This window comes from Kribbella swartbergensis, assembly GCF_054784135.1.
On the sequence record NZ_BAAGPM010000077.1, the window covers coordinates 1 to 644 of the forward strand.

A 644-nucleotide genomic window follows, 5' to 3' on the forward strand; every position below is an offset into this window, starting at 1 on the left:
GAACCCGTATCCCGATGCACCCTGGAGCGACGCCTGCGCATCGTTCGACATGACCTTGGCGCTTCTGGGAGTGGTCAGCCGGGCAGGACTGAAGCGGATCATGTTCGCCTCCTCCAACCATGTGATGGGGCAATACAAGGACGCGCCTCTCGCCGATACCTTGACGCCCGGTGCTCTGACGACGTCCCTGCCGCCTGGTCCGGGAACGCGCTGGTTCAACGGCCGTGAGATGGTGCAAGGGTTCGCCTATGCAGCATCGAAACTGATGGGCGAGAGAGCCTGTCTCGCTGAGGCGCATCGCTCGGGTGGCGCCCTGACCAGCGTCTGCGTTCGGATCGGCTGGTGCCAGCCTGGGGAGAACAGGCCGGAAACGATCAATACATCCGGCCTGCCCGGCGAGGACGCGAGTATCGGCCCGGACACGGAGCGCGATCTGCGATGGTTCCGCAACATGTGGCTCTCGAACCGGGACTTCGCAGCCGTTGTGGAGCGGGCGCTCCTCGCCGATGGGCAAGCCTGGCCGGAGCCCGGCATCGTCGTCAACGGCATGTCGGCCAACCGGGGCATGCCGTGGGATATCGAGACGACCCGCCGGCTCATCGACTACGAGCCGCAGGACGACATCTGGAGCCATGTCGCCTGAG

At 65.4% G+C, this 644-nt stretch carries 1 protein-coding gene; it reads left to right on the plus strand.

What is annotated here, in order from left to right; translation table 11 throughout:
- Positions 1-643, plus strand: a 643-nt coding sequence (locus tag ACYVOK_RS35910) for an NAD-dependent epimerase/dehydratase family protein (protein ID WP_460667084.1), incomplete at its 5' end; no start/stop codon positions are given.
- Position 644 lies beyond the last annotated feature (1 nt).